23 protein-coding genes and 2 pseudogenes are annotated in these 22,520 nt (G+C 36.8%); 7 read left to right on the top strand and 18 right to left on the bottom strand.

Features of this window, described 5'->3' with window-relative positions; translation table 11 throughout:
- Positions 1 to 249: 249 nt before the first annotated feature.
- A complete protein-coding gene (locus AC4E8C_RS07615) occupies positions 250 to 684 on the bottom strand; it encodes a CBS domain-containing protein (RefSeq protein ID WP_490211514.1) in 435 nt (144 codons plus the stop codon).
- A gap of 194 nt (positions 685 to 878) precedes the next feature.
- On the opposite strand from AC4E8C_RS07615, the gene AC4E8C_RS07610 reads away from it, so the two are divergent.
- Entirely contained in the window at positions 879 to 1,241 is a 363-nt protein-coding gene (locus tag AC4E8C_RS07610) for a YugN family protein (RefSeq protein WP_490211513.1), read from the top strand.
- Between the two features lie 312 nt (positions 1,242 to 1,553).
- On the opposite strand, the gene AC4E8C_RS07605 is transcribed toward AC4E8C_RS07610, so the two are convergent.
- From AC4E8C_RS07605 to cyoE, 7 genes are all read right to left on the bottom strand, one after another.
- Positions 1,554 to 2,018: a DUF420 domain-containing protein gene (locus AC4E8C_RS07605; RefSeq protein WP_490211512.1), complete on the bottom strand. Its 465-nt coding sequence runs from the start codon at positions 2,016 to 2,018 to the stop codon at positions 1,554 to 1,556.
- A gap of 106 nt (positions 2,019 to 2,124) precedes the next feature.
- Positions 2,125 to 3,033, bottom strand: coding sequence for a cytochrome c oxidase assembly factor CtaG (gene ctaG, locus AC4E8C_RS07600; protein ID WP_490211511.1), 909 nt, complete (start codon positions 3,031 to 3,033; stop codon positions 2,125 to 2,127).
- A 132-nt stretch (positions 3,034 to 3,165) separates the two neighbouring features.
- On the bottom strand, positions 3,166 to 3,501 hold the full coding sequence (gene ctaF / locus AC4E8C_RS07595) for a cytochrome c oxidase subunit IVB (RefSeq protein WP_490211510.1): 336 nt from the start codon (positions 3,499 to 3,501) through the stop codon (positions 3,166 to 3,168).
- 1 nt (position 3,502) lies between these two features.
- Positions 3,503 to 4,129, bottom strand: a complete 627-nt coding sequence (locus AC4E8C_RS07590; protein ID WP_490211509.1) for a cytochrome (ubi)quinol oxidase subunit III — start codon at positions 4,127 to 4,129, stop codon at positions 3,503 to 3,505.
- On the bottom strand, positions 4,129 to 5,994 hold the full coding sequence (ctaD, locus tag AC4E8C_RS07585; protein WP_490211508.1) for a cytochrome c oxidase subunit I: 1,866 nt from the start codon (positions 5,992 to 5,994) through the stop codon (positions 4,129 to 4,131). The genes AC4E8C_RS07590 and ctaD overlap by 1 nt, the downstream gene beginning before the upstream one ends.
- Positions 5,995 to 6,025: 31 nt before the next feature.
- Positions 6,026 to 7,081, bottom strand: a complete 1,056-nt coding sequence (gene coxB / locus AC4E8C_RS07580) for a cytochrome c oxidase subunit II (protein ID WP_490211507.1) — start codon at positions 7,079 to 7,081, stop codon at positions 6,026 to 6,028.
- A 190-nt stretch (positions 7,082 to 7,271) separates the two neighbouring features.
- Positions 7,272 to 8,207 carry a heme o synthase gene (gene cyoE, locus AC4E8C_RS07575; RefSeq protein ID WP_490211506.1) on the bottom strand — a complete coding sequence of 312 codons (936 nt, stop codon included), beginning with the start codon at positions 8,205 to 8,207 and terminating at the stop codon, positions 7,272 to 7,274.
- 675 nt (positions 8,208 to 8,882) lie between these two features.
- On the opposite strand from cyoE, the gene AC4E8C_RS07570 reads away from it, so the two are divergent.
- Positions 8,883 to 9,791: a COX15/CtaA family protein gene (locus AC4E8C_RS07570; protein ID WP_490211505.1), complete on the top strand. Its 909-nt coding sequence runs from the start codon at positions 8,883 to 8,885 to the stop codon at positions 9,789 to 9,791.
- A 33-nt stretch (positions 9,792 to 9,824) separates the two neighbouring features.
- Here AC4E8C_RS07570 and AC4E8C_RS07565 read toward each other — a convergent pair.
- Positions 9,825 to 10,355, bottom strand: a pseudogene (locus AC4E8C_RS07565) (biotin/lipoyl-containing protein); the annotation flags it as partial.
- A gap of 13 nt (positions 10,356 to 10,368) precedes the next feature.
- Between AC4E8C_RS07565 and AC4E8C_RS07560 the strand changes: the two are divergent.
- The gene (locus AC4E8C_RS07560) at positions 10,369 to 10,632 is read left to right on the top strand and encodes a hypothetical protein (protein WP_490211504.1); all 264 of its coding nucleotides are present in this window, start codon (positions 10,369 to 10,371) and stop codon (positions 10,630 to 10,632) included.
- On the opposite strand, the pseudogene pyc reads toward AC4E8C_RS07560, so the two are convergent.
- From pyc to AC4E8C_RS07545, 3 genes and pseudogenes are all read right to left on the bottom strand, one after another.
- A pseudogene (gene pyc, locus AC4E8C_RS07555) lies at positions 10,579 to 13,215 on the bottom strand (pyruvate carboxylase); the annotation flags it as partial. The gene AC4E8C_RS07560 and the pseudogene pyc sit on opposite strands and share 54 nt — an antisense overlap.
- A 61-nt stretch (positions 13,216 to 13,276) precedes the next feature.
- Complete coding sequence (locus AC4E8C_RS07550) at positions 13,277 to 14,482, bottom strand: FtsW/RodA/SpoVE family cell cycle protein (RefSeq protein ID WP_490211503.1); 1,206 nt, start codon at positions 14,480 to 14,482, stop codon at positions 13,277 to 13,279.
- A gap of 185 nt (positions 14,483 to 14,667) precedes the next feature.
- Entirely contained in the window at positions 14,668 to 14,949 is a 282-nt protein-coding gene (locus AC4E8C_RS07545) for an Fpa/YlaN family protein (protein ID WP_490212496.1), read from the bottom strand.
- Positions 14,950 to 15,118: 169 nt separating this feature from the next.
- Here AC4E8C_RS07545 and AC4E8C_RS07540 point away from each other — a divergent pair, with 169 nt between their 5' ends.
- The gene (locus AC4E8C_RS07540) at positions 15,119 to 15,616 is read left to right on the top strand and encodes a peptidyl-prolyl cis-trans isomerase (protein WP_490212495.1); all 498 of its coding nucleotides are present in this window, start codon (positions 15,119 to 15,121) and stop codon (positions 15,614 to 15,616) included.
- Positions 15,617 to 15,676: 60 nt separating this feature from the next.
- On the opposite strand, the gene AC4E8C_RS07535 is transcribed toward AC4E8C_RS07540, so the two are convergent.
- Positions 15,677 to 17,005 carry a PhoH family protein gene (locus AC4E8C_RS07535; protein WP_490211502.1) on the bottom strand — a complete coding sequence of 443 codons (1,329 nt, stop codon included), beginning with the start codon at positions 17,003 to 17,005 and terminating at the stop codon, positions 15,677 to 15,679.
- A 205-nt stretch (positions 17,006 to 17,210) separates the two neighbouring features.
- On the opposite strand from AC4E8C_RS07535, the gene AC4E8C_RS07530 reads away from it, so the two are divergent.
- Positions 17,211 to 17,801 carry a YhcN/YlaJ family sporulation lipoprotein gene (locus tag AC4E8C_RS07530; protein ID WP_490211501.1) on the top strand — a complete coding sequence of 197 codons (591 nt, stop codon included), beginning with the start codon at positions 17,211 to 17,213 and terminating at the stop codon, positions 17,799 to 17,801.
- Between the two features lie 28 nt (positions 17,802 to 17,829).
- Here the strand turns inward: AC4E8C_RS07530 and AC4E8C_RS07525 are convergent, their stop codons facing one another.
- Positions 17,830 to 18,285 carry a pyridoxamine 5'-phosphate oxidase family protein gene (locus tag AC4E8C_RS07525; RefSeq protein WP_490212494.1) on the bottom strand — a complete coding sequence of 152 codons (456 nt, stop codon included), beginning with the start codon at positions 18,283 to 18,285 and terminating at the stop codon, positions 17,830 to 17,832.
- A gap of 176 nt (positions 18,286 to 18,461) precedes the next feature.
- On the opposite strand from AC4E8C_RS07525, the gene AC4E8C_RS07520 reads away from it, so the two are divergent.
- The gene (locus AC4E8C_RS07520; protein WP_490211500.1) at positions 18,462 to 18,662 is read left to right on the top strand and encodes a YlaI family protein; all 201 of its coding nucleotides are present in this window, start codon (positions 18,462 to 18,464) and stop codon (positions 18,660 to 18,662) included.
- 116 nt (positions 18,663 to 18,778) lie between these two features.
- On the opposite strand, the gene AC4E8C_RS07515 is transcribed toward AC4E8C_RS07520, so the two are convergent.
- The 3 genes from AC4E8C_RS07515 to typA are packed head-to-tail and all read right to left on the bottom strand — an operon-like array spanning position 18,779 to position 21,259.
- Positions 18,779 to 19,075, bottom strand: coding sequence for a hypothetical protein (locus AC4E8C_RS07515; protein ID WP_490211499.1), 297 nt, complete (start codon positions 19,073 to 19,075; stop codon positions 18,779 to 18,781).
- 13 nt (positions 19,076 to 19,088) lie between these two features.
- Positions 19,089 to 19,403, bottom strand: coding sequence for a YlaH-like family protein (locus AC4E8C_RS07510; RefSeq protein WP_490211498.1), 315 nt, complete (start codon positions 19,401 to 19,403; stop codon positions 19,089 to 19,091).
- Between the two features lie 17 nt (positions 19,404 to 19,420).
- Positions 19,421 to 21,259, bottom strand: a complete 1,839-nt coding sequence (gene typA, locus AC4E8C_RS07505) for a translational GTPase TypA (RefSeq protein WP_490211497.1) — start codon at positions 21,257 to 21,259, stop codon at positions 19,421 to 19,423.
- Between the two features lie 175 nt (positions 21,260 to 21,434).
- On the opposite strand from typA, the gene AC4E8C_RS07500 reads away from it, so the two are divergent.
- A complete protein-coding gene (locus tag AC4E8C_RS07500; protein ID WP_490211496.1) occupies positions 21,435 to 21,620 on the top strand; it encodes a YlaF family protein in 186 nt (61 codons plus the stop codon).
- 53 nt (positions 21,621 to 21,673) lie between these two features.
- Here AC4E8C_RS07500 and AC4E8C_RS07495 read toward each other — a convergent pair whose 3' ends face one another.
- On the bottom strand, positions 21,674 to 22,471 hold the full coding sequence (locus tag AC4E8C_RS07495) for an inositol monophosphatase family protein (RefSeq protein ID WP_490211495.1): 798 nt from the start codon (positions 22,469 to 22,471) through the stop codon (positions 21,674 to 21,676).
- Between the last annotated feature and the right edge of the window lie 49 nt (positions 22,472 to 22,520).

Here is a 22,520-nt window from a genome sequence, read left to right as displayed (position 1 = left end):
ACTTACATAAAAACCAATTGTTAAAAAAACAACGGAAAGTATCAGTATTCTACTAAGCGTTCGCAGAGGCACTCACCCTCTCTCTATTACTTTTCTATCATTATATGTATTGATAAAATAATTATATCATTTATATGTTGATTAGTAATAAACATAATCAAAAATGTCAGATAAATTAACACTTAATAAATAAAACAGGTACATATTGTACCTGTTTTTTGTAGAAATTTTAATATTTGTATAATAATTTTAATGTTGCAGGCCATTATAATCTTGCTCAGAAATTTCAGTTAGTGCTTCTTTTGCTTGATCATCTGTCAATTCCCGTATAGCAAAATCACCTAGAGATACAATACCGATTAACTTTCCATTCTCAACCACAGGCAGCCTGCGAATTTGATGATCTGCCATTAACTTTGCGCCTTCCTTACTTGAAGCTTCAGGACTAACAGTTACCATTGCCGTACTCATGATGTCTTCTACCTTGGTTGATCCTGGATGTTTGTCAGCAACCCCTCTGATGGCGATATCACGATCGGTTATCATGCCCACAAGTTGCTCCCCATCTACAATAGGAATGGCGCCAACATTTTGTTCCTTCATTTTTACAGCTACTTCATACATGTTATCTAACAATGTACAACATTCAACATTATCTGTCATAATATCACGAATTTTTTTCATACTTTTTGCCTCCAAAGTATTTTTGTTCGCCTTTCTAATAGTTTAGGTTCTGCCAATCATGAATGTTTTATTCGTTTGTATCTATTCATTGCAAGTTGATTCAATTTCAACTATTATTAAAATGAATTATATTTGCTGTAAATCCAATATCGAAACACTGGGGTTCGGTAATTGTTTTTTAGGAGGGTATGTCGATGAAATTTGAGAATACTGGCATTGAAAATTTGAAGGCAGATTTAAACCGTTTAGATGACGTTATGCATGTGAATGGGCTAGTTCGAGCTGGACAGTGGGATTATGATCGTGTTACATATGACCGTAAATTCGAATTAAAAGAAGGGGTATTTTATTTGCGTATCCAAGGTTTTGCAACTGAGGGCGATGTAGATACCTTTAAGGCAACCATTCAATTGTTACAGCCGCTTTTAGGGAAGCATTATTACCCACATGGCGTGGAATATGGCGAAGGTGAGAACTTTCCAACTTCACTTGTAAATCAATGCAAAAAGATTCTAGAAAAAATAAGCGAAGAAGTAAGTACGTTTGCAGTAAAATAAGAACAAAAGCACAAGCGCCCGGTTAGCGGCGTATGGCCTGGAGCACATCGACTGAGATAAAGGAAACACGAAGAGCGTTAGCGATTCGATGTTGACTTATCGTAGGGAGATGGGCGAAGGACACTAGCCGCAGGGTGCTGGAGCTGGACTAGTCTCAACCAGTAAAAAGATATCACAAATCTTCAAATTTATAATTTCCTAAACCAAAAAAAAAGGGCGCTGGATTTTTTCCATCGCTCTTCCTTTTTTGTATAGATCATGACCAAGAAATAAATTAATTAAAAATTAAATGCCCTATTCCGCACCTGTTGGTCAAAATCCAAGAATTGCTTTTATCATCGAGGTAGTCTCCCCACCATGATAAACAACATACAATAATAAATAAACTGCTACACCAGTGATAGCCGTAAAGAACCAAATGATACTTGTAATGGGTCCGAGCTTGCGGTGAATGGATAATTTATTTTTATAACCTGTTGTTAAAGAAGCAATACCGAATACCGCTCCAATCGTTGCTAAAGTAATATGGAAAACCAAAAAGATTGTGTAGTAAATTTTAATTTCTTCTGGTCCGCCAAATGATGTGTTCCCTATAAAAATAGTACGAGTTGCATAAATGATAAAAAAGATTAGTGCAAAAATACCAGCAACAAACATTGTTTTTTTGTGGGTTTCAATTTTCCTCTGTTTTATTTGCCACCAGCCAATGGCAACCGTTATCGCACTTAAAACGATAAAAGAAGTACTAATGGTAGGTAAAATCGGTATGGAGTTCATTTCCTGTCCTCACTTTTTAAATAGTCTAACCTCATTTTAGATTAGTTCCCTATTATTTTCAAATAATACTGGACCTTCATAAAAAAACTCCCATTGATCATGGGAGTTATTCAACGAGTGTAGGGTTTAAACGCTGATTGTTAAGTTCTCGTTCGGAATCTTCTTGGTCTTTTCGGTACCATTCAAAAAATACTTGACCTAAAACAACAGAGTAAATGATTTCTTGAATAATCTTCATTACCACTCCACCAAGCCGTTGATCTTCAACTACTGTCATCGAGCTAAATAACTCTGGGCCGCTTATATTCAAGTTTGCAAATGTTGAGCTTCCTACACATAAACTCATCACCCGCCCCCAAACTTCTGGATCATGATAAGTGGCATATAGTGAAGTATCAGAAAAAATGATTAAAGCGCAAGCGGGAGTGATTAATATACCGTTCCCAAAAATATAGGCTACCTTTTTTATACCACTTAATGTTTGAAATTCAGGCAATGGATTTACTAAAGACCACCATAAACCGACAGCTAAAATAAATAAGAGTATTGAATAACCAGCATGTAAATAGCGGTTCTGCATCACGTGATCGAAAATAAGTGGGATATGATAAAAGGAAAAGAATCCATTAAATAAAATTACAGCGAATACTGGTTTTGTAAAAAACTTAAATACTGGGCCAATAAGATTACTATTGAGTATTGTTCTCCATAACCAGGCAGGAATAGATAAAATAAACAAAGGCGGAATTAAAAAGACTAAAATAACCATCGTAATCCCATGGATATAAAACAGTAAATGTCCCATTAAATCTAACGGTGAACCCTTGATAGCGTACAACAAAATCATTGCCGTTAAAAAAAATGAAGCTTGCTTAACGGATAATGGTTCACTGCCTTTGAACTTTGTTCTATATTTAATGGTCAACAGAAAATAAGAAGCAGTTAAAACAATTAAAATGAACAAAAAATACGGGCTCCAAAGGGCTTTAAATCCAAATATATCTATTGTCAGCACCTTAATCTCACCTCAATATATAGTAAAAGACTTGTCTTTATTATATCTAAAGAATGTTTAGGCAGCAAATATTGAATCATGATACCTTATGAAAAAAAGAAAATCGGCCTAAAGCCGATTTTCTTTTTTCATTTACCACCAAATAATCGTAACAAATGTCAATATTGTAATTAATCCAACCATTAATCCTGAAAAAAGAAATAATGTTGGAGCCTCATGACCTTTATGACTCATATGCATAAAATAAAACAATTGAAAAACAACTTGTACCGCTGCTAAAAGAAGGATAAAAGGAACGGTAAACCAAGCCGTAAATCCTTTCATCGCAACAGCTGCAAATGCCACAAATGTTAAGAAAAGCATCAAGGTAAAGGAAACCACTTGATAGCGCATCTCTTCAGCACTCTTTTTGCGGCGATATTCAAGGTCAACTCTTGGGTTACCTGAGCTTAATGGCTGATTTGACATCTTACCCCACCATCCCCATCAAATAGACTACAGTAAAGATAAACACCCATACTACATCGATAAAGTGCCAGTATAGGCTGGCAACATAAAATTTAGGAGCGTTATAAAGGCTCAAGCCTCGTTTAGAGTTACGAATCATCAATGACAGAATCCAACACAAACCAAAGGCTACGTGTCCTCCATGAAATCCAACTAATGCATAAAAGGCAGATCCAAACGCACTGCTAGAAAATGTATGTCCTTCGTGGACATAAAGTGAAAATTCATGAACTTCCAGTCCAAGGAATCCTGCACCTAATAAGACTGTAATGCCAAGCCAAAGCATCATTTTCTTAAAAGCATAATTCTTCATGTGATACATAGCGTAGACACTTGTAATTGAACTGGTTAATAACAGCATAGTCGCTACAAATGTTAGTGGTAATTCAAATAAATCATGTGCCAACGGTAATTTTGTATTCGGAACCTTATCTTTTAACGCAAGATAGGTAGCAAAGAGAGAAGCGAATAAAACTGTCTCTCCCCCTAAGAATAACCAAAAACCTAAAAATTTATTTTTTGCTTCAAGGGTTGATTTCTCCGGCTCTGCAGGCCATGTTTCATACGTCATTTTTTCTTCAGCGTGCATTATGCCTTAGCCCCCTTTTCATCCTGTAATTCTTCTTTATGAATATGGAATCCATGGTCATCTTTAATTGAACGAATAAGCATTGATCCAAATGTTACCAGTAAACCAACAATCATAACCGGTAATGCCCATGCTAATTTATCCACATGGTACATTGCACCAAATGCGGCTATGAACAAACCAAGAGCAATCATAAACGGAATGAATGATGCATTTGGCATATGGATATCTCCAAGTGGTTCAGCAGGTGTCATTCCTTTTTTACCTTCCATTTTTTCAATCCAGTAAGCGTCTAAACCACGAACAAGCGGCAATTGCTTAAAGTTATAGAATGGCGGTGGTGATGGAATAGACCATTCGAGCGTTCTTCCGTCACCCCATGGATCATTTCCAACCTTCACATTTTTAACCGAAGTCATAATAATGTTAATAAGCATAACGATGACACCGACGGACATGAAAGCTGCACCAATGGAGCTTACCAGGTTAGCTGTTTCAAAACCTTGCCCTGGAAGGTAGGTGAATACACGACGCGGCATACCCCAAAGACCTAAGAAATGCTGAATAAAGAAAGTTAAATGGAAACCAATCAAGAAAGTCCAGAAAGTAATTTTACCCAATGTTTCATTTAACATGGTGCCAAATATTTTAGGCCACCATAAGTGTGTTCCAGCAAGTATTGCCAATACAACACCACCAACAATTACATAGTGGAAGTGGGCTACAACAAAGTACGTATCATGATATTGATAGTCTGCCGCTGCTGCTGCTAGCATAACCCCTGTAACCCCACCCATAACGAAGGATGGAATAAACGCAAAAGCATAAAGCATTGGAGTAGTAAACTTAACACTTCCGCCCCACATCGTAAACAGCCAGTTAAAAATCTTAATACCTGTAGGTACACCGATTGCCATTGTAGCAACAGCAAAGATTGCATTAGCAACAGGTCCTAAACCAGTTGTAAACATATGGTGCGCCCATACCATGAACCCTAGGAATCCAATTAATACGGTCGCAAATACCATTGAGGAATAACCAAAAAGACGTTTTCTTGAGAAAATCGAAAAGATTTCCGAGAAAATACCGAATGCTGGCAGTATTAAAATGTAAACTTCCGGGTGACCAAAAATCCAGAAAAGATGTTCCCAAATTACCGTGTTACCACCCATTGTTACATCAAAGAAATTACCTCCAAATAAACGGTCAAACATCATCAACGTTAATCCGACAGTTAATGGAGGGAACGCAAACAAAATTAACGCAGATGCTACAAATGTTGTCCAAGTAAACAATGGCATCCTCATATACGTCATTCCAGGTGCACGCATATTAATAATGGTTACAAGAAAGTTAATTCCACCAATTAAGGTACCGATACCTGAAATTTGTAATCCAAGTACATAAAAGTCAATGCCATGTCCTTTGGAATGTAAAGCAAGAGAAGCATATGACGTCCAACCAGAGTCAGGCGCTCCGCCTAAAAACCAAGATAGATTAAGAAATATTCCACCGAAAAAGAATAGCCAAAATCCTAATGCATTTACAAATGGAAACGCAACGTCGCGTGCACCAATTTGCAAGGGCATAACCGCATTCATAAAACCAAAGAGAAGCGGCATTGCTGCTAAGAAAATCATGGTGGTTCCGTGCATGGTTATTATTTCATTGAATGCACCAGCACTAACAAAATCATTATTAGGTACTGCAAGCTGGATGCGGATGAATACAGCCTCAAGTCCGCCTACTAAGAAGAAAAATCCACCTGCAATCATATATAGGATAGCGATTTTTTTATGGTCGACTGTTGTCAAGAAGTCCCATAGAGTTGCGCCAAATCCCTTTTTTTGAGCCATGGTACTCACAATTTTACCTCCCTTTCAAACAAATCCCCTTTTAGTCCTGAACTTTTAATCCCATTAAATATTCTGCAACAGCATCAATTTGATCATCATTTATATCATATTTACCAGTCATCATATTACCTGGTTTATAAGTTTCAGGATTTTTAATCCACTTTTTCAAGTCTTCTTTATTGTGATCTAGAACACCTGCCACACGAGATCTTTCACCAAAGTTAGTTAGGTTTGGTGCAAGGCGAGCAGTATCAGGCATATTGTTAGAAGGTGTTACAGCATGGCAGCCAATACAGCTTTTATTAAAAATCTCTTGGCCTTGTGCAGCTAAATCTGTATCCGCTTTGATTGGTTTCTTTACATTCTGCATATCAGATACCCAATCATCAAACTGATCACGAGTCATTGCTTTTACCTTAAAGTCCATTAAAGCATGTGATGGTCCACAAAGCTCAGCACATTTCCCGTAAAAAAGATTTCCAGCCTCATTTGCCCGCTTATCATCAAATTCCAACCAAAACTTGTTAATGTTATCAGTATTGGTATCCATTTTCCCACCAACAGCAGGAATCCAGAATGAGTGCTTTACATCCATAGATTTCAAGTTAAAATACACTTTCTCATTCGTTGGAACAACTAATTCCTGACTTGTAACAATTTTTTGGCCAGGATATTCAAAATCCCACCAGTATAAATGTGATCTTACATTAACAACAAGTGCTTTTGAGTCCTTTTTATCCATTGGGTCAACATTAGCAAGTTTAAATGTTGCTGCAACAGTAGGGACAGCCAATATCAATAGTAAAAGAATAGGAATAGTCGTCCAAATAATCTCTAATTTATGACTTCCTTCTACTTGTTTTGGAATCTTATCATCTTTTCTTCTAAAACGGAGAAATACCAAAACAAATATGATCACTACTACTAGGATCACTCCTACCATGACATAGGTGCTTATCTTCATTAAATCATATTGCATGTCTGCAACTTCACCGGCTGGTCTTAATGCTGACAAATACGGTTTACCACAACCGGAAAGTACAAGCGCTAAAATCGCGAATAACGAAGCCAAGCGCCACTTAGCAAGCCTTTTCATCGCTTAATCAAACCCCTCTTTCACTAATGAATTCTAATAATATTGTTTGGTCAAAGAAGTATGTAGGTGATCCTCTCCGATATGAAGAGAAATAATAATGGCTTACTATTTAAGCTGTAAAGCCGTATCATTACTCTTCTTAGGAAAAGGGATATATCCCCCTTTTCCAAAGGAAAGAATCGAAGCAAAACTAAATTAGTGTAACGATAACCATTGCTACAAAAATAATAGTTAAATATTGCAAAGAATAAACAAACATTAGTTTTGCCCACTTTATGTCATCTTTGATCCTATATCCATAAATCCCTAATACTAGCCATCCGATATTTAAAACGCATGCTAGAATCAGAAATGGGATTCCTAATTTGGTAAGAAAAAATGGAATTGGAAGAAGTGCTGCTACCCAAACCAAAATATGAATTTTGGTAGTCTTAAATCCTTTTACTACTGGAAGCATCGGAACATTAGCAGCTCTGTATTCATTCACTCTTCTCATGGCAAGCGCATAAAAATGCGGCGGCTGCCATACGAACATTAGAACAAACAGTGCCCATGCCATAATATCTAAATTTGCATCTACTGCTGCCCAGCCAATTAGCGGGGGCACAGCTCCTGAAATGCTGCCAATAATGGTATTAGAAACTAATTGGCGTTTGGACCACAATGTATAGAGGAAAACATAACTAAAAACTCCAAGCAGTCCAATTACTGTTGCAGTCATCGTTGTAAAGAATAAACAAAGTGTTCCCAGTCCAATTAAGAAAATACCTAAAGCTAATACTTTTGCAGGGATGATTTTCCCTGTTACAGTTGGTCTCGCTTTTGTTCTTTCCATCAAATGGTCAATGTCCCGATCAACATAATTGTTGATTGCGCATGAACCTGCAATGATTAAAGATGAACCAGCTACAGTAAAAAATATAATATCTAAATTACTTAAAAAGCTTTGGCCGGAGAAATGAAGTGCCAGCCAGAGACCTGTAAACGTAGTAATTAAATTAGAATTAACAATTCCAATTTTGATAAGTGCCATAAAGTCTTTCCAAACGGTTGTCTTTTCAAGTGTATGGAGGCCTGTTGAGCCATTTTCAATGGCCGTTTCACCATAAGCCTTTGTGTTAGACATATTTATTCCTCCTAATCCTTACTACAAATATTCACCAATTACGGGACATAAATACTTATACATTATTAGCCATGTATTATTAAAGTAATAATTATATGGGTAAGAACATATATCTTTCTATTTATTCAAAAGCAGTCGATTGAATGATTAGCAAAAAAAGTAGTGATTCATTAAATCTATCTCTGTATATTAAATCACACTTTTAGTTATTTTTGTGAACTTTTTTTGAATAATTTTTATCTAAATTGTGACTTTGTTCGAATATAGTTTGATTCCCCGACATCTTTTACTATTTTCATCCTTTGATTACTATACCTTTATAAAAAGATAAATGATAAATACTAGAAATTACAGGTTTCCTACACAAGAACATTTATAATTTTCCCTAAAAATTACAGGTGAGCCATTTGATTGGATATATATTTCTAAAAGACTAAAAATTAAGAACCCGGTTATTTCAACTATTTCCACTATAATAATAGTGGAATGTAGAAATTATTCATCTCATGGACTTTAAATAGAAAAGTTCTCTAAAAAACTATGATGAAATTCTGTTCTTTTTTGACTTTATTCGTTATGATTAGTAAGTACTTTTACTACTAGTGACTTTTCATTTATTATACTGTCAGGTTTATCCAATGACAAATTATTGAACTTTTTTAAGAGGTGAATTTTTTGCGACGTTCTTTGAAGTGGTTGGCAGTTGCCACTACAATCGGAATGATATTTATTTTAATTGGCGGTGCATTGGTAACAAAAACAGGATCTGGTATGGGTTGCGGGAGATCCTGGCCACTTTGTAACGGGAAGTTTGTTCCATCAGAGATAACTCCCGAGTTGGTTATTGAGTTGGCACATCGTCTTGTCTCTGGAGCAGGCGGCGTTATGGTGCTGGTCCTTTCTATTTGGTCATGGAAGGCTATCGGCCACATAAGAGAAACGAAATTTTTATCTTTACTATCGATTTGCTTTTTACTTTTACAAGGCTTAATCGGTGCAGCCGCTGTCTTATGGGGGCAATCAAGTTTTGTCCTTGCCTTGCATTTTGGTATTTCTCTTATATCTTTTGCATCGGTACTATTACTAACCCTATTAATATTTGAGATTGATAAGAAATTTGATGCAGAAAAACTCTACATAGATAAACGAATGGGTTTTCATATTGTGGGTGTCTCTATTTATAGTTATCTTGTCATTTACACAGGAGCATTAGTTCGTCATATGAAAGCAAGCCTTATTTGCCGAGACTGGCCTTTATGCTTAAATGATGCACCCGCGCTGCCAGCGAATATGTATGAATGGGTGCAAATGGGTCACCGAGCTGCAGCAGGTCTTATTTTCATCTGGATTGCGTATATTTTTTATTTGGCTGTTCGGTACTATAAAGATCAAAAGGTTCTATATTGGGGTTGGATGATTTCCTTTGTACTTGTTTCTTTACAAGTAATCGCTGGTGCTTTCATTATTTTTTCTAGATTAAACCTCTATATCGCACTGTTACATGCGTTTTTTATTACTTGCCTGTTTGGTGTATTAAGTTATTTTCTCTTGTTATACTCAAGATCCAGAAAAAATCATCATTAAAAAAGTTGCCGGGTTAACCCCCGGCAACTTTTTTTAGGCCTTACTTAACTCTATTAATAAATCTCCGGTGAGAATCGCATCACCGCTAGCAACATAGACGTCTTTTACTACTCCCGTATATGGCGCTTGAACGGTAGTTTCCATCTTCATAGCCTCAGTAATCATTAAGTGATCCCCCCGTTCAACTTGCTCACCTTTTTCAACAAGGACTTTAATGACCGTTCCTGGCATGGAAGCTGAAATATGTTCTTCATTTTTCACGTCTGCCTTTAATCTGGAGATGACAGTAGATTTAATACTTTCATCTTTTATAAATACCTCTCGAGGCTGTCCATTTAATTCAAAATAAACAACCCTGGTACCATCAGCCTGTGGCTGACCAATAGAAACAAGTTTTACAATCAGCGTTTTGCCTGTTTCAATTTCAACTTCAACTTCTTCACCCATTCTCAAACCATAAAGGAAGGTTGGTGTATCAAGCATTGAAATGTTTCCATATAGCTCAACTGTCTTCATATATTCTATCAACATTTTAGGGTATAGTGCATAAGAAATTTCTTCAAAGGTAGTGGGGGACATGGCATTATTCATGGTTCAGAATGAGTTATCCGAAGAAGATGTGATGTTAAAGGGACAGTCCCTAGATTTTCCGGATTCTGTAGTTGAATTATTTGAAGGTTATTTAGGTCAGCCATATGAAGGTTTTCCAGGAGAACTTCAAAAAGTAATATTAAAGGGGAAGAGGCCACTAGAGGTGCGTCCAGGCGAACTGCTTGACCAAGTTGATTTTACTAAGCGGAGTTACCTTTACAATGTCGCCGAACATTTTATTGACTCTTGAATACATTTCCTTAATCACATCCCATTGTTCTCCGAGCCCAACCGCTTTAGCCTGTTGCTGTAAATTACTATATTGCCCACCAGGCATTTCATGCTGATACACTTCAGAATGCGGCGAAATCATTCCACTCTCAAAATCATGATAATACCGGCGAATATCCTCCCAATAGTATGATAATTTCTCCAATGCCTCAATATTCACTTTTGGTCTTCGAGCTGTTCCCTCAAGAGCATAAAATAGGGAATTTGCACTCGGTTGCGAGGTTAACCCGGCCATTGTACTTAGGGCCGTATCAACAATATCCACTCCGCCTTCTATTGCACGTGCATAAGTAAAAATACCATTCCCACTTGTATCATGTGTATGAAGATGGATTGGAATGTCGATTGACTCTTTTAATTCAGACACTAAACGATAAGCGGCTTCAGGCTTTAATAAACCTGCCATATCCTTGATTGCTAGGATATGTGCCCCTTGTTTTTCTAATTCTTGAGCGAGGTTTTTATAATAAGTCAGGTTATATTTTGTTCTTGTTGGGTCTAGAATATCTCCTGTATAACAGATCGATGCCTCCGCAACTTTTCCTGACTGCCGCACTGCATCAATCGCTACTTCCATCCCCTTAATCCAGTTTAAACTATCAAAGATCCGAAAAACATCTATTCCTGCAGCTGCAGACTGCTTAACAAACTCGCGGATGACGTTGTCAGGATAGTTTTTATATCCAACCGCATTTGCGCCGCGAAACAGCATTTGAAACAATACATTTGGTATTTTTTCACGAAGTGCTAGTAATCGGTCCCAAGGATCTTCTTTCAAGAATCTATAGGCGACATCAAACGTAGCACCACCCCACATCTCAAAAGAAAATAAGTCAGGCAGTAATTTGGCAGTGGGTTCTGCTACATGAACCATATCAGTTGTTCTCATCCTAGTCGCTAGCAATGATTGATGAGCATCTCTAAAGGTTGTATCTGTCAATAATACTTGTTTTTGATTTTTCACCCACTGTACGAGGCCCTCAGCTCCATATTTATCTAAAATTTGCTTCGTTCCTTCTTGATAGGGAAGATCAAACCTTAATGCAGGGAATCTGGGTTTTGAGAAAACTGGTCTTTTCTTTTTCTCAATGCCCGGAAAACCATTTACAGTGACCGTTCCAATGTAACTTAGCATTTTGGTTCCCCTGTCTTTACTTACGGGAAATATAAATAACTCAGGTGTGGTATCAATAAAAGAAGTATCATATTCTCCATTTCTAAATTTTTCATGTTTCACTACATTTTCTAAAAATGGAATATTCGTTTTGATACCCCTGATTCTAAATTCTTGTAAGTTTCGAACCATTTTTGATGCAGCTTGCTCAAATGTTAATGCCCAGGTAGATAGCTTAACGAGCAAAGAATCATAATAAGGTGTGATGACAGCCCCTTGAAAACCGTTTCCAGCATCCAGACGAACCCCAAAACCACCACCTGAACGGTATACATTAATTTTTCCTGTATCAGGCATAAAATTATTTAGCGGATCTTCTGTAGTTACTCGAGACTGGATGGCAAAGCCATTTAATTGGATATTTTCTTGGCTTGGTATGCCTATAATTGGCCCGTGTAATTCATGTCCTTCCGCAACTAAAATTTGTGTTTGAACTATGTCGATCCCCGTTACCAATTCTGTAACCGTGTGTTCCACCTGAACCCGTGGATTAACTTCAATAAAATAAAAATCATTTCCCGAAACAAGGAATTCAACGGTACCAGCATTTATATATCCGACATTTTTCATCAATTTCACAGCTGCATCACAAATGCGCTTACGTAATTCCTGGGAAATAGACACACTAGGCGCAACTTCGACAACTTTTTGGTGGCGTCGTTGAACAGAACAATCCCGATCATAAAGATGAACGAGATGATCAAATTGATCACCAATGATTTGGACTTCAATATGTTTGGGCTTCTCAATTAATTTCTCTAGATAGACCTCGTCATTTCCAAAGGCTGCCTTCGCCTCGGATTTTGCCCGTTCAAAAGATTCTTTTACTTCTTCTTTGGTTTGGACAATTCTCATTCCCCGGCCGCCCCCTCCAAGAGAGGCTTTGATGATGATGGGAAACCCATGAATATCTGCAAAATGAAATACATCATTAACTGACTTAACAGGTCCATCACTACCTGGAATAACAGGGATATTGGCGAGCTCAGCCTGTTTTCTAGCTTTCACCTTATCTCCAAACATATCCAAATGTTTAGACGATGGACCAATAAAAATGATTCCTTCCTCTTCACATCGCTTTGCAAAATGAATATTTTCTGACATAAAACCATAACCAGGGTGAATAGCATTTACACCACTTTTTTTGGCAATATTGATAATTCCATCAATATCCAAATATGCATCAATCGGCTTCTTCCCTTCCCCTACTATATAAGCTTCATCTGCTTTATATCGATGGTAGGCTCCAGAATCTTCTTTTGAATAAATGGCAACAGTGCGAATATTCAGTTCAGTACAAGCGCGAAAAACCCTTATGGCAATCTCTCCTCGATTGGCCACTAAAACTTTATTAATTTGTCTAGTCACGTAAAGCACCTCGTATTCTATGTATTTTTAAAAACGCAAGGGAATATTCCCTCGCGTTTCTTTATAGATAAAAAACCTTTCCATCATTTGTTTTTCTTTTATGATCCACGGGTTCCTGCTTATGTTTATATTTCTTTTCATATCGTACAAACATCGATACATTCACAAGAATTCCTGTTGCAACTCCAAGCATTAATAATGATGATCCTCCATAACTAATATAGGGCAGTGGTACACCAGTTAGAGGGATTAATCCAGATACGCCTGCGAGATTGATAAAGGTTTGAATGCCAATCATACTTGAAATACCAATTGCGAGGAGACTCCCAAAAGGATCCTTACATTGCAAGCCAATATAAATTCCTCGCAAGACGATATACGCAAGCAAGAGAATGACGAAACCCACACCCCATATTCCTAATTCCTCGGCAATTACTGCCATAATAAAGTCAGTATGCGATTCTGGCAAATAACCAAGCTTTTGAATACTCCTGCCTAAGCCTAACCCATTGACACCGCCCGATCCAATCGCAATATACGAATTAGCAAGGTGAAAGCCAGCATCCTTCACATATTTATCGGCAAATGGATTTTGCAATACTTCAAAACGGCTTAGTTGCTCTGCAGAAAAAAACTTGCCCCACGAAACTAAAATAACTGGCAGGAGGATAATAACCGCCATTAAACCTAATTTTCCGATACTTTTAAAATTCATCCCTGAGCACAAGATCATCATACTGGCAATTACTATAATAATAAAGGCAGTACCAAAGTCAGGTTGAAATATGATTAAGGCACATACAATAAACAAATACACCAATGGCGGCAGTACACCTTTATTAAATTGATTGATATACGATTGCTTTTTTGCATAAACAGCCGCCAAATAAATAATCACTCCAAGCTTTACAAATTCAGAAGGTTGAAGTAAGAAAGACCCAATTGCGTACCAGCTCTGTGCATTGTTTTTTTCTACTCCAAAAGGATATAAACCAATTAGGGAAAGAATAGAACCTAACACAATAAATACTAGTATTTTCTTGAAGTTCATAAGTTTATAGGGAATAATCGCTGAACAAAGAAAAATGATCGTAAAAAACAGCAGCCACACCTTTTGTTTTTGATAAAAATAATCACTTTGTACTTCATACCTTTGAACCGCGGTTGCCATACTGGAACTGTATATCATCACTAGCCCAAAAGCACACAATAGGATGATTGCCATAATTAAAGTATAGTCATATGATTTTAATATTTTTTTTAACATTTAGGACGTCCTCATTTATAAAAATTAATATATACTAATCTATTATAATAGAAAATCAGAGGAATAAGTGGAGGAAAAACTCATTTGTTACAATATTTTAATATAGAAAATTCAAAAAACTATATAAGAAAAAGAATAATAAAAAACTCAAACAATTCTCTGGTATTGTCTGAGTTCTTAATCCATTATTTTTTTAAGGATGCATCGTGAAGAGCAGATAGTTCTCTTTCTAATTGATCGATAATTGCCCTTCCATCCTTACCATCTATTAAGCCTAATCGAACAGCAAAGTCTATTTCTCTTGAAAGGCCAAACATTTGTGTATCCAACACCTCTTCATAAAGAGGGCATTGAGGCATCGTGAGATTGTCCATTTGCACTTTGATAAGCTTTAATATTTTTTCAGCGTCAGCCTGCAATAATGCATAAGCCTTTTCCTGGTGATTCACGATCATTTCAGACGCCAACATTGATCCCCCCATTTCAGAGCGATAATTCAACTTATCTATAAATTTTACCGTTTACAATAAAAAATTGCAAGAACAATAATGGATAATGCCAAAAGGAGTTGTATTTATGACAATCCACCGAAAAAAAGTTATACTAAATGAGGTTAGATTTTAGGGGGTATGTATGATGGAAAATATTATGACTATAACAGGTAATGTAAAATACAAGATTACGCTGGACCCTGGGGTTTGGATATTTGATGATCGGCGTATTGATTTAACCACTTATTTTACGAAGGAAAAAGAGATTATAGATTCAAAAGAAGCTTACACAAAAGCAGTTTCAAAACATTGGGATCGTGAAATTATGGAAGGAGCCATTCACCCTCCAACATTAAAAACTGAGAAGAAATTTGAAAAAGAAAAGGTATTGAATGGAACATTTGGAATAGCTTTAAAGCCATTCTTGTTAAATGCTGAGCCAGGCGATGGCGCAAATACCCTTGTTGTTCAAACTACAGAGGGTGAACATGAATATACTCTTGAAAAAGCTTATGAAATCATTTTAGGATATTCAAAAAATGGACAACCTTTATCAGCTGATGGACCTGTCCACCTCTACTTTGGTGATGGTTCAAATCAGGATAACCCTATTAGGAATGTAAGAGCATTTATCGTTAAATAATTCCGGTTATCTTATTGGATTAACCCGGCTAGTAACGGGTGCCTATTGGCACCCGTTTTTTTACAGAAGGTCAGCGGCCAGTCTTGCTAGACCCGAGCGTTCTCCTTTTAATAGTTTGACATGACCGGAAATATTTTGATCCTTAAATCTTTCCACAACATAGGTTAATCCATTGTTATAGGCATCAAGATAAGGGTGGTCTATTTGTTCAGGGTCCCCCATTAATACAATCTTACTTCCCTCTCCAACTCGAGTTAAAATGGTTTTTACTTCATGTTTCGTTAAATTTTGTGCCTCATCAATAATAATAAACTGCTTAGGCAAACTCCTTCCCCGAATATAGGTAAGTGCCTCTACCTCAATTGATCCCATCCCTGCCAATATGGCATCTAATTCACCTGGCTTTTTAGTATTAAAAAGATATTCTAAATTATCATAAATTGGCTGCATCCATGGTCTTAACTTTTCCTGCTTTTCACCAGGCAGAAATCCCAAATCCTTTCCTACTGGTACGATAGGCCTTGCTACTAATAGTTTTTTATATTCTCTAAAATCCTCCGTTTGCATTAATCCCGAAGCAAGAGCAAGCAGAGTTTTGCCAGTTCCCGCTTTCCCAATTAATGTAACCAGTGGGATATCCTTACGTAACAATAATTCAATTGCCATTGTTTGTTGTACATTTCTAGAATGAATTCCCCAAACATGTTCTTGGTTTAAGGTTAATTTTTTTACCTTCTTACTTGATTTATCGACCATTCCTATCGCTGATGCAGAACCTCCTAGTACATCTTTCATAATAAGAAATTGGTGTGGATAAAATGGATGGTTAGCAACTTCAGATAGCGATAATTCTCCCTTTTCATAAAAGCGGCCTAATAATTCAAGCGGAAGTAGGAGCTCATAAAACCCCGTATATATATGTTCGACTTCAACAACCCGATCATTTAAAAAATCTTCAGCTGTCAGTCCAATTGCATCTGCTTTTACCCTGACTAACGCATCTTTGCTTACAATGATAACCGGCTTGCCGTCTTCCTTTGCTTGCTCCTCTAGGTATAAGTTTTTTGCAACCGCTAAAATACGATTATCATTGGTTTTTTCAATAAAAATATCTTGAAGTTCATGAAAGGAGCGATGGTTTAATTCAATTCTGATTGAGCCCCCGCTATCAAGCGGGATTTTTTCATGAAGTTTCCCTGAAGCCCTAAGACCATCAATTAATCTGGATACATGTCTTGCATTCCTTCCTACTTCATCCATATATCTTTTCTTTGAGTCCACTTCTTCAAGGACCACTGCCGGAATAACAACTTCATTATCTTCAAAAGAAAAAATGGAATACGGGTCTTGTAACAAGACATTCGTATCTAACACGTATATTTTACTCAAAGCGACGCCTCCTGATCACCTGGTGTATGGCTATAAAATAAGTTTCAACAACCATTTGCTAGATTGGACTTTGGTAAAATATATGTTTATTGGAATAAAGATAGAAGACGTTCCGCACAATAAATGTTAATGAGACCTTACATCTTATCGTGAACATGACTTAATTAATTATAATCTTTGTAAATCTTCTTGGAGGTGTTTAGTAATGAAAAACATAGTAATGACAACAGCGTTTTGCCTTCTGCTAGCAGGATGCAGTACAAATAATAATAATGAAACAGCAAAAAATAATAATCAGTCATTAGTAAATGTTAAAAACAGTTATATAGAAAGTGTTGACCGTAAATCCGGCCAGGATATTTCGAAACGCTTAGTAAGTCTCGCAACAAGTATTCCTAATGTAAATGATGCAACAGCCGTAGTTTTAGGGAACTATGCCATTGTAGGAATTGATGTTAATGCCAAAATTGACCGATCACAGGTAGGCTCCATAAAATACTCCGTTGCTGAAAGTTTGAGAAAAGATCCTTATGGTGCCAAGGCGGTTGTGGTAGCTGATGCTGATACAAACCAGCGTTTAAAAGAGATACAAGCAGATATAAAAAATGGCAGGCCAATTCGAGGAATTATGGAAGAACTTGCAGATATTGCAGGGCGATTAATGCCTGAAGTACCCGGGGATTTAATCACACCAAACCCTAAAAATGCTACGGAAAAGCCTGATAACAAACTTCCAGCTAACGAAGGAAAAAAATTAAAGAATGAGCAAGAAGACCAATCCAATCACCAAAAATAAAAAGGTATAAAAAAAGCTTAGTTTCCTACTAAGCTTTTTTCATTGCTTCCATTACTTGAGAATCTAATTTTTGGGCTGCTTTCTTATCATAGGTTTTATCATACCTTACCTCTGCAACAATTTTTGAACCATAAAACATGACATCTCTGACTTCATTAATTGTTACTTCCACTAATGCCAGCTTTAAAGGGACATCTGGTAATCTTTCCTCTCTAACATGTGCATTCCCTTGGATTGAATATGTAGATTCATTTGCTATCAAATTAATGACTACTTTATTATTTTTAATAATATTTTTGAGAATTCTGGAACGATTATCAATCGCAAAATAGAGGGTACGATCGTCTTTAGCTAATATCCAGGAGATAGCACTAACATTCGGACCCCCAGTTTCATAATCTACTGTAGCCAAAGTTACAAAACGTTCTCTTTGCATTTCCTCATATAATGATTGAATTAACCTTGGTTCAACTTGATTTGCCAACATAAACACCCCCATTAAACTTCCTAAGCCACATCCAAAACAGATATTTTCATATTACTACTATCCCTATTATTCAGCAACCTTAACCAATTGATTTACCTCTTACTGTTTAGTCATGGTATACTTACTATAAACCATTCTGTAATCAAGATAGAATTTTTTGAAGAGGTGCTTGAATGAGAGTAAAGTGTGTAATCTGTGACAAAATTGAAACTATTGAGGATGAATCATTTGTAGCCAAGCGTCTTCGTAATCGTCCCATCCATACATATATGTGCAAAGATTGCAATGCCAGAATATCTGAAAAAACAAATGCACGAATTGACACAGGCAATTTCCGTCTATACCGCCCTAAGTCCGCAAAGGATGAATGGTAAAATGCTGCCAACTGCCCTAAATCACGGGTACACTAATATGTGCATAGGCATCAGAAATTATTATTCACACAAAAAAAACCGCTTGTATATTTTAATTTAATATACAAGCGGTTTTTTTAATCTTCTTCCATTGGGTAGTTCTCATACCTTTCAGGTTCTTGATTTATTTGGTTCAGCATAACCTCAATTAATTCACGTGGAAAACGTGTCTTTTTTGTTTCTTCCCCTTGCAAATAGGTTAGATAATACATCACATCATCTGTAGTTATTTGAATGTTTGAAACATGATGCTGGGATGTTATTATATCTTCAAAAAAGTCACGGGTCTCTATTGCAGCTGAATCATCAGGACGCGCATCACACACAATTTTGATCGTAAGCCAGTTATAAAGTGCATCCTGTAAGGATTGCATAAACTTCCCCCCATTATTTAACTTCTACCTGTTGCTTTTTTGACTGGTGAAGGCGAATTTTATATATGATTAATATTAACGCTGCAACACCTAAGCCTTCAGCAATTGGTAATGCATAGGAAAAAAACAACATTAGCAAGCATCCAGCAAAAAGGCACAAATATATTATCACATTTTTCAAAAGAGGTAATTTTTTGGCAAATCCTAACCGATAGACAATCACTGTCAAAATTACAATAAAGAAATATTGTAGTAATACACCCGTCTCTATATTTGTAAGCTCAATAAAGAATCTTAAACTAGGGGACAAGCCTTTTAGTTCTTCCACAGAATGCACCTCTTTACTTAACTCAATTCAGCAACTTTTTTCCTTTTTGCTGCTTTTTCACGTTCATTTTTATCAAGAATTTTCTTACGAAGACGAATCGACTCAGGAGTTACTTCACAATATTCGTCATCATTTAAATACTCTAATGACTCTTCCAATGTCATAATCCGTGGTTTTTTTATAACCGATGTTTGATCTTTGTTAGCAGAACGAACATTTGTCGCTTGCTTCGTTTTAGTTATGTTTACGGTAATATCATTTTCACGAGTGTTTTCGCCTACAATCATACCTTCATAAATCTCCGTACCCGGTTCAACAAAAATCGTACCACGATCCTCAACTTGCATGATACCATATGTGGAAGCTTTACCAGTTTCCATTGAAACAAGGACGCCTTGATGTCTGCCACCAACTTGACCTTGAAGCATTGGCTGGTAGCTGTCGAAAGTATGATTGATGATTCCATAACCACGTGTCATCGTTAGGAACTCTGTTGTATACCCAATTAAACCACGTGCAGGAACATTGAAAATTAATCGAACTTGACCAGATCCGTTGTTGATCATATCCAGCATTTCACCTTTGCGGGCACCGATTGATTCCATTACTGAACCTGTATGCTCTTCAGGTACATCAATTTGTACCCTTTCAACTGGTTCACAACGAACACCGTCAATAACTTTCACAATAACCTCAGGTTTTGATACTTGGAGTTCGTAGCCTTCACGACGCATGTTTTCAATTAAAATGGATAAATGAAGTTCACCGCGTCCTGAAACAATCCAAGCATCCGGTGAATCCGTGTTTTCTACACGTAAACTTACATCCGTATGCAATTGAGCAAGAAGTCTTTCTTCAATTTTTCTTGAAGTTAAATACTTACCTTCTCGACCAGCAAATGGACTATTGTTTACGGCAAAGGTCATTTGTAGAGTAGGTTCGTCAATTCGTAATACCGGTAATGCTTCTTGGTGTTCAATCGGAGTAACAGTTTCACCAACATTTATATCTTCCATTCCGGAAACAGCGATTAAGTCGCCTGCAACAGCTTCTTGAATTTCTTGACGTTTCAGGCCAAAGAAACCAAAAATCTTTGTAACACGGAATTGTTTTACGGAACCATCTAATTTCATAAGGGCAACTTGCTGGCCTACATGAATGGTTCCACGGAAAACACGTCCAATTCCAATTCTGCCAACAAAATCATTGTAATCAAGAAGCGCCACTTGGAATTGCAACGGTTCATCACGATTATCAATTGGTGCAGGAATATATTCAACAATGGCATCATATAAACATTGCATATTCTCATCTTGCTTTTCAGGATTTTTACTTGCCGTACCATTAATGGCTGAAGCGTAGAGCACCGGAAACTCAAGTTGGTCTTCGTTTGCACCAAGTTCAATAAATAAATCAAGGACTTCATCAATAACTTCTGCTGGACGAGCAAAATCCCGGTCGATTTTGTTTACGACTACAATTGGCGTTAAGTTTTGTTCAAGTGCTTTCTTAAGAACGAAGCGAGTTTGCGGCATGCAACCTTCATATGCATCGACTACAAGCAAAACGCCATCAACCATTTTCATAATCCGTTCTACTTCTCCGCCAAAGTCAGCGTGTCCTGGAGTATCTAAAATATTGATGCGGGTATCTTTATATTGAATAGCTGTATTCTTAGCGAGAATCGTAATTCCACGTTCTCTTTCTAAATCATTTGAATCCATTGCACGTTCTTCTACATGCTCGTTAGAACGAAATGTTCCAGATTGTCTTAATAGTTGGTCAACCAACGTTGTTTTACCATGGTCAACGTGGGCAATGATCGCAATATTACGTATATCATTTCTTATATTCAAAAATTTCCACTCCTACCTATATCCATAAAATAAAATCTATTTATAGTTTTTCATATACAACTAAAACATTATACCACAATTAAAGTGGAAACTAAAATTGATTTTATGTAAAATAAAAAATAAACACGTAAGCAAGTCGAAATTTACTTGTTTTTATGACAAAGGGGAATGGAAAATGAATAATGTGAAATGGCCTTTACTTATTTATGCAGTGCTTGCTGCGACCAGTATTATGGGCATTGGAATTGCTATTAGCGAAAAGAGTTTGATCGGTGCAATCGGCTGTATACTAGCTGTTATTGTCATTATGGGGATGGGCTTTAAAACCAAAAGAAAAATGCGCGAAAATGGAGAACTTTAAAGAAAACATGCCAATTGCGTATAAAAAAGAAGCCGAACCCGGCTTCTTTTTTGTTACCATTGACCATTTTTCAAATAATCTTTAAGTATTGATTGATGCAAACCAGGCTTAGCTGCGAACAATGAATCTTTCGTGAGAAAATCCAGCTTTTCTCCTCGTAAATTAGTCACAATACCTCCAAGTTCCTCGATAATTACTACCCCAGCAGCAAAATCCCAAGGGGATAATCGCATTGATATATAAGCGTCTACCCTGCCCGTTGCGACAAATACCATTTCAAGGGCTGCCGTACCATATGATCTAGTCCCTCTTGCGTCTCTTGCTAAGGGAATCATTAAGTTATGATCAATACGGTGGTTTTCCATCACCCAAGTCGCATTTAATGCTATGATGGATTTTTTTACTGTTGTTTCCTCAAGCCTTGGTATCGGTTTTCCATTAAGAAAAGCACCTTGACCACGTATGGCATGATACAACTCATTGTGAGCAACATCATAAATGAGTCCAATCTTACCAATTCCATTCTCATAAACGCCAATGGAAATGGCAAAATTCCTTTGTTGGTGGATAAAATTCATCGTCCCATCAATAGGGTCGATTAACCAAACAATTCCGTCCAGATTGTTAAGTTCATCACCAAAACCTTCTTCACCCATTATTTTATGTTCTGGATATACTTCCCTAATTTTATTGATGAAAAATTGTTCAATTTCTTTATCAATATTTGTGACAAGATCGTTGGGATTTGATTTTGTTTCAATGTTTAACGTTTTATCAAAGGATAAGCGGATTTTTTCGCCTGCCTCCTTTACCCATTGTTTGGCATGTCTATCAATATTTTCCCAAAGCATAAATTCCCTCCGATTTCAGAATGATCGTACTTCCAATGTATGTAGTATA

The organism is Neobacillus sp. SRL179, from assembly GCF_984799095.1.
The sequence above is the reverse complement of the archived record's forward strand: the minus strand, read 5'-3'. Positions and strand labels throughout refer to the sequence as shown.